Source organism: Streptomyces sp. NPDC001880, from assembly GCF_053594575.1.
In genome coordinates, this window is the sequence record NZ_JBSFET010000161.1 from 1 (window position 1) to 7,110 (window position 7,110).

Sequence of the window (7,110 nt, forward strand, 5' to 3'; positions counted from 1 at the left end):
CACCCGTCGAATACGAGACCAACTACTACCTCACCACCGCGAAACCCCAGGTCAAAACCACAATCTGAGATCTCTACCGAACCCGGGGCGGTTCACACCAGGCCAGCACCGCGTCTTCGTAGAGGTGCTGCGGGAGGTCGAGGGGGGCAGCAAGGTCGGCGACGGTTGTGGTGTAGGGGCCGTCATCGGCTTCGAGGTGCGCGGCCCGGCCGAGGAATCCGCCCAGGGCCTCCCATGCGGGTCCGGTCAGGGGCTTGCGCCCCGTGGAAGTATCGGTGGGGGCGTGTGGGGTGACGAGCAGCGGCTCGTCCTGTCCGGTCCGCAACAGCGTGGTGGTCAGCGGAACTTGGGTGGTGTTGTTGGGGGTGAAGCCCAGGGCACGGCACAGCGCAGTGTGCTGCGGGTAGGCCACCGGGGACAGGAACTGGGCACCAAGGTCCACCGCGACGGTGCCTTGAGCGGTCGGGACGGGGACGGTCCGGATGTTTCCACCGGGATTCCTGGTGGACTCGTAGACGGTGACGTCGTGGTGTTCGTCCAGGAGCCAGGCGGCGGTCAGTCAGCTGATGCCGGCTCCCACGATGGCGATGCGCATGGTGGTCCTCCCTTCCTCTCGTCAGGTGTGGGCCGACGGCGCCGTGAGGTCGGCCGGCTGCAGGAAGCCGGACTGTTCGAAGTACGTCAGGTACCGGTCGATCAGGGCGGAGTCCACCGGCGGGCAGACCAGGCCGGAATCGGCTACACCTGCTTCGAAGTTGGCGCGGGAGAAACGGGGGAAAGTGTCGGCGAAGTACATCGCCTTGACCGATATGCTGGAACCGCGGGCCGGTTCGATGAACATCGGCATGAACGGTGCCATCGGCTGATTGGGTTCACGGGCCGTCAGGGTCGCCATGTAGGCCACCCATTCGTCGTACGGCACGGTCTTGACCTTATAGCCGCGGGCCTGCAGGCGCTCCACCAGCAAGTCCAGGCGGGCGTCGTGGGCATTGGTGATGTGGTGGACGCGTCCTTGGGCGGGCCGATGGGCCAGCAGATGCACGATGGACTCGGCGGTGTAATCGACGGGGACGAAGTCCAGCGGGAGAGGCATGTCGGGGGCCAGGCCGGTTTCGGCGATGCTGCGGAAGAGCGCGCACATCATCGTGTCGGTGTTCCAGACGCCGCTCTGGCAGGTTCCGGTGATCTCGTACGGGCGGTGGATGGAGACGGCCAGCCCCTGCTGGGCTGCCTGGGCGACGAGGCGTTCGGCGACCCATTTGGTTTCCGGGTATCCCAGCGATATGCGATCACCGAAGCACAGTGGGGTGTCTTCTTCCACGTCGCGGACTCCTGCGATGCCGAAGCCGGCGATGGTGGCGATGCTAGAGACGTAGTGCAGCGCCTTGGCTCGCCCGGTGCGGGCCAGCTCCAGCATGGTGCGGGTGCCACCGACGTTGATGGCTTCCAGGGCGCTGTAGGGGTAGGCGAAGTTCACCCTCGACCCGGCGTGCAGCAGTGTGTCCGCCTGACTTCCCAGCACTTGGAAGTCCTGCTCGCTCAGCCCGAATCGGGGGGCGGCCAGGTCGCCGGGGATGATGGTCACTTTGTCCTTGACCGACTCGAAGGTGAGGCCGTAGCGGCGCATGCGGGCCGCCAGCCGCTGGCGGCCCGCATGCTCGCTGTCGGCCCGCACGAGGCAGAACACCCGGGTCGCGACGTCCTTGCGTACCAGAGCATCGAGGAGGTAGGTGCCAAGGAATCCGGTGGCGCCGCTGAGCACCACCTGGCGATTGCGCGACCCGGGGTCGGATACGGTCGCGAAGCGCATGCCTGGATCCAGCTGGGAGGTTGCGTCGAAGTCGATGGCGCTTTCTTCGATGTCCTGGACAGGTGTGTCGATCGCCTTTTGAATGTGGGCCGCGAAGGTCCGCAGAGTCGGGTTTGCGAGCAGGGTGCGGATCAGGTAGCGGTTGTGCTCGGGAGGCAGGCCGAACCGGTCCCGGCAGCGGGCGGCCATCTGGGTGGCCTGCAGCGAATGTCCGCCCAGGGCGAAGAAGTCGGTGTCCGGATCGATATCGTCACCCACGCCGAGTATCTGCGTCCACACCTCGCCGACCGCGCGTACCACTGGCGTACCGGCCTTGTCATTGGCGCGCGTGCGGGCAGGGGCGTGCTGCGCCGCTTCGACGGCAAGCTGGTCCCGGTCGATCTTCCCCGAGCGCAGCAGAGGGAGCTGATCGCGCACCAGGATCGGAGTGGGCACCATGAATACGGGCAGCCGGTCACGCAGGAACTCCCTGAGCCGCCATGCCAGATCCGCCGGGTCGCAAGTGGCACGTGGGGTGACCCAGGCCAGCAGCCGTTCGCCATCGGGCGAGGCGACGACTGCGGCTTCCCTGACCTGCTCGTGGGCGCTGAGGTGGACCTCGATGTCGTCCAGTTCGATGCGGTATCCGCGGACCTTGACCTGGCGGTCCACGCGGCCAAGGAACTCCAGCACCCCGTCCGGGCGCCACCGGGCCAGATCGCCCGTCCGATACAGCTGTCCTGACGTGTCGGGGGCGAGGTGGTCCGGGACGAACCGCTCGGAGGTCAGCGGCTCGTCGCCGAGGTAGCCCAGGGCGACCCCGTCGCCGCCGACCCACAGTTCTCCGGTCTCACCGACATCGGCCAGGGTGCGGTCCTCGTGCAGTACGTAGGCGGTGGAGTTGGCCACGGGCATGCCGATCGGCACCGTCTCCGCATCCGGCGGCAGGTCCACCACCTCGTGCACCGTGGACAGGGAGGAGTTCTCGGTCGGTCCGTAGCCGTTGAGGAACATCCCAGGACGGCCGTGCGCCAAGATGTGGCGAACCGCCTCGGGGGAGAGCGCGTCACCGCCCGCGATCAGACAGCGCAGGGTGGCGAACATCTGCGGCTTGACTTTGGCCAGCTGGTGGAACAGTCCTGCGCTGAGCCACATCACACTGATGTCCTCGCGGAACAGCACCTCCTGAAGGCCGTCGGCGTCAAGGAGTGTGTCGACTTCCGCCAGCACCAGCCGGGCACCGTTGAGGAGCGTGGCGAACCATTCGAAACACGACACGTCGAAGGTCGGATTGGTGGTAGCCAGCAGTACATCCTGGGGAGTCAGCCGGAGTCTCTCGTCTCCCTCGCACACCAGCCGCACCGGGCCACGGTGCGGGACCACCACTCCCTTGGGCACACCCGTGGAGCCAGAGGTGAAGATGACGTAGGCGGGGTCGTCCGGCTTCACCGCCACGGCGTCCGAGGCGCCTGTGCGCTCCCTCCCGGCGTGCACACCCACCACCGTCGTCCCCTGCTTGAGCAAGGAGCGGTGCGACTCGGAGGTGATGACGGTGCGGACTCCGGCGGTGCTGAGCACGCGCTCCAGGTGTTTGCGCGGATAGTCCGGATCCAGCGGCAGATAGGCCGCCCCGGCCCGCATCACCGCCAGGACCGCGATCACGCACTCCACTGAGCGTTCGAGCAGCACTCCGACCACGTCACCCGGCCTGACGCCCACCCTGCCGACCAGATGGTCGGCGAGCCGGACGACATGGTCATTCAACTCCTGGTAGGTCAGACGGTTTTCGCCCATGCACACCGCCACGGCCTGGGGGCGGGCAGCAGCTTGGGCTTCGAACAGCACGGGGATGCTCGCCGTGCGCGGGTAGTCGGTCGCCGTACTGTTCCACTGTCGTACGAGGTCATCGTGCAGGGCAGTAGCCATGTGACGCTCCTTTGTCTTGTGTCCTTCTTGTGTGCGGGTCTTCGGTCAGTCGGCAGCGGGAGCGGATAGCTCCGTCGCGGCCGCCCAGAAGCGGGACAGGACCGGCTCGACGCGGTCAATTCCGCATGCTGCGATGACGGGGTCCTCGCCATGCGAGAGTCCGTAGGCGGCCACCGCACGCGCACCCTCGACGAACTGCTCAGGCGGGGCCTTGAACAGGCTGAAGTAGTCGATCACCGGTTGTGGCAGCGGGGAGTCCTGGTTGGCCAGACCCTCGGCCAGCGCTCCACAGGCCGCGCACCACAGCAGGAGATCGGACCGGATCGCACAAGCTGCCTCGGCGGGGCCGGCCCGCATCGCCAGCCACGCCATGAGCGAGCCGAAATCGCGCATCGCGGCCGACGGTCGCTGCCCACGCAGCTCTTCCTCGCCCAGTCCCAGAGCCTCGGCGCAAGCCAGCAGCGGAGCCTCACAATCGAGCACGAGACGGGCCAAGTCCAGGAAGTAGCCGGCTACGGGCTGCTGCGGATAGCGGGCGGCCAAGGTGGCGAACGCCGCGACCTCAGCCGCGTGGGCATGGAACTCGCCCACCACCACCTGACTAATTTCGGCGGATCCCGCAGCGCCGTCGGCCACGGCAGTCAGCAGCGGAATACCGCTCACATGCACGCTCGTGTCGGGAGTGGCGTGCTTGAGCAGGATCTCGACGTCATGCGACATACGAAGCTCCTTTCGAGTATGAAAGAACAGAAGAGAGACCGGCTGTACCAGGTACGCGATTGGGCCGCAGCGCCCTTCTTTTCGTGGCCGAAGACGAGACCGGCTGTGCGCAGGACTGGCCGGCGATACCGGCGTCGGGGAACCGGTCCGGGAACTCCCGTGGCATGGTCCGGCCGGAGCGGCCTCGCGGCGACAACGTCCTGCTCTTCTGGGGCGACTTCGACGAGTTCCCGGCCAAACGCGCCGGTCCACAACGGTGCCGTGAACGTGCCGGCCGCGCACCCGGTGGCGGCCGCGAAGGAGCCCACGGCGTGCAGGCCGTCCGCTTCGTCCCGCTCGGCCGGGGCGTAGTCAGCGCTGCCGATGCGGCTACCACCGTGCGGTCGCGTTGGGCACCGGGGCGCGGGCCTTGGCCGGGCCGTCCACGCAGGAGCGGGCTGTGAAAGCGTGTGAGTTTTCCACGAGTCTGTGTACCGACCTGCTGCGCGAGGGGTCCGGAAAGGCCACAGCCTGCCGCAGGTGCTCGAATTCCTTGCAGCGGCCGGTGAGCAGCTTGTGTACGTAGGCCTGGTAGCCGGTGTCGATGACGACGGCGTCGCGGCGGGAAGCCGAAAGCGGGGCGCAAGGCCAGCGTGAATTCCGTCATGCCCACGTTTGGTCCCGGGTGTCCGCCGCTCGCGCAAACCTCGTCGATCAGGAATTCACGCATCTGCTTGGTCAAGTAAGGCAGTTGGGAGTCCGGGACTGACCGGGCCGTCTGCGGATCGTTCGTGTCTGCAAGGCCGAGGAGGGAGCGTGGTGCCGCAGTCATCAGGCACTTCCTTCGCGGAGTTTGGGGTAAGTGTCGCCAGAGCATGCGTGACGCATAGTTCGCGATGCTGCAGATGGGCTTGCTTCGGGTAGGTACCAGTGCACTGCAGGTGCCCCGGGCTGCACAGGGGTGCACGGCGGTGAAGGCAGTGCGCACATTGAGACAATGTGCACTTGTGAAATCGGACGGAGGTAGTCCGGTTCACCGGAACCCAGGGAGGGACGCTGTGCCTCAAACCCCCAACCCCCGCCTGCGGGCGCTCCTCGAGGAGGCCGGTTGGAGCCGAGCCCAACTCGCTGCCGCAGTACGGAACACTGCCGCCGAGCGCGGACACACGATCGCCTGCGCTCCCTCCACGGTTACGCGCTGGCTGTCCGGATCCACCCCGCGGCCCCCCGCCCCGGCCGCCCTGCTCGAAGCGCTTTCCCGGAGACTGGCCAGGCCCGTCAGCGCACAGGAAGCTGGACTATCCCTCGTCCCCCCTGGCGAGGAGGTGCCAGAACTGTCCTGGGAGGCTGCCCCGTTGCGTAAACTCACCGCGCTCACCCGCGCCGACCTCGACCCCGCCCGGCGCCACCTGGTCACCACCCGCCTCTACAGCCTCGCCGCGCTCACCGTCCCCGAACTCAAGGGGCGCAGCCGTGAGTCATGCGTCCCGCCCGCCTTCCCGACAGGTTCACGAAGGCTGCGGGCCGGGCAGGCAGAGGCCGCTCACATGCGAGGCATGGCCACTGTCTTCGCCAGCGCAGCCCAGACGCACGGCGGCGGTCACATACGGTCCGCGCTCGCCGCCTACCTCGCCCACAATGTCACCGGCTACCTCCACTCGGGCTCCACCGGCGCCGCTCACCGCCGACTGCTGTCCGAAGCGGCACAGTTGACCCTGCTGCTCGGCACCATGTGCGGTGACGACGGCGCCGACGGCCTCGCTCAGCACTACCACCAAACCGCCGCCCGCCTGGCCGCCGAGGCCGACGACTCGGCAACCTACGCTATAGCCCTGCGCACCATGTCCGCCCACGCCCACGAACTCGGCCACCGCACCTCCACGGTACGCGACCTGGCCGAACGCGCTACCGAATCCACCCGCCACAGCCCATCCATCGTCCAGGCGTATACACAGGCGCAACTCGCCGTTGTCCTGGCCCACCACGACCGGCGCGCCGCCCGTGCCGCCCTGGTCGCTGCGGAACGCCTCCACGCCCAGGCGGACCCCACCCCTGGACCCTTTACGGCCTACTCCATCGCCGCCCTGCACTACCAGCGAGCCCAGACCCTCGCCGCCCTCGGAGACGGAAAAGGCGCCGTTCGCGCTCTGCGCCAGGCCCTACGCCTGCGCACCCCCGGCGAGTACCACGCCCGCACCCTCACTCAAGCCCGTCTCGCCGAAACCCTCCTCTTCCAAGGCCACTTGGAAGAAGCTCTGCCGCACTGGCAGGCATTCCTCGACGACTACCCCTCCCTGCATTCCACCCGCGCCACCCGACGCCTCGACCTCATGCGGCAGCGGCTTTGCCCCCACCAGCGTCACCCCGCGGCCTTGGCCTTGCTCACCCGAGGCGCCGAGCTCCGGAGCTGACGGGGTCGCTGTCGCCCGCGCCCACGCTGCCGCGCACGGCCACGTCCTCCCTCCGACCAACGCGGTCTGGGACGGGCACTCCATCGGGGTGTGGGCGAAGTACGTCCGCGCAGCGGCGCGGCGGTGAGCCGGATCCAGGTCCGAGGGCAGGGCGACGCCTACGCCGCGGAGCCGTCCGTCGGCGTGGCGGTGTCAGGCCACGTCGTTCTCTCGCTCGATGGCCTTGAGGCGGTTCTTGAGCCGGTAGCTGGGGCCGTTGATGGAGATCACCTCGCAGTGGTGGAG

Annotated in this window: 4 protein-coding genes and 3 pseudogenes; 1 reads left to right on the top strand and 6 read right to left on the bottom strand. The window is 67.9% G+C overall.

All coding sequences use genetic code 11. The features are described from left to right. Positions 1-73: 73 nt before the first annotated feature. The 5 genes and pseudogenes from ACWCQ6_RS34880 to ACWCQ6_RS34900 form a co-directional block, all read right to left on the bottom strand. Positions 74-559 (bottom strand): FAD-dependent oxidoreductase, encoded by a 486-nt coding sequence (locus ACWCQ6_RS34880; RefSeq protein ID WP_451096191.1) that lies wholly within the window; start codon positions 557-559, stop codon positions 74-76. Between the two features lie 57 nt (positions 560-616). Further along, a complete protein-coding gene (locus ACWCQ6_RS34885) occupies positions 617-3,715 on the bottom strand; it encodes an amino acid adenylation domain-containing protein (RefSeq protein WP_451096185.1) in 3,099 nt (1,032 codons plus the stop codon). A gap of 45 nt (positions 3,716-3,760) precedes the next feature. Next, positions 3,761-4,435: a hypothetical protein gene (locus ACWCQ6_RS34890; RefSeq protein WP_451096187.1), complete on the bottom strand. Its 675-nt coding sequence runs from the start codon at positions 4,433-4,435 to the stop codon at positions 3,761-3,763. 369 nt (positions 4,436-4,804) lie between these two features. Beyond that, positions 4,805-5,023: pseudogene (locus ACWCQ6_RS34895) on the bottom strand (1-deoxy-D-xylulose-5-phosphate synthase N-terminal domain-containing protein); the annotation flags it as partial. 25 nt (positions 5,024-5,048) lie between these two features. After that, positions 5,049-5,291, bottom strand: a pseudogene (locus ACWCQ6_RS34900) (1-deoxy-D-xylulose-5-phosphate synthase N-terminal domain-containing protein); the annotation flags it as partial. 478 nt (positions 5,292-5,769) lie between these two features. Between ACWCQ6_RS34900 and ACWCQ6_RS34905 the strand changes: the two are divergent. Continuing rightward, complete coding sequence (locus tag ACWCQ6_RS34905) at positions 5,770-6,825, top strand: tetratricopeptide repeat protein (protein ID WP_451096189.1); 1,056 nt, start codon at positions 5,770-5,772, stop codon at positions 6,823-6,825. Positions 6,826-7,017: 192 nt separating this feature from the next. On the opposite strand, the pseudogene ACWCQ6_RS34910 reads toward ACWCQ6_RS34905, so the two are convergent. Then, positions 7,018-7,110: pseudogene (locus tag ACWCQ6_RS34910) on the bottom strand (AAA family ATPase); the annotation flags it as partial.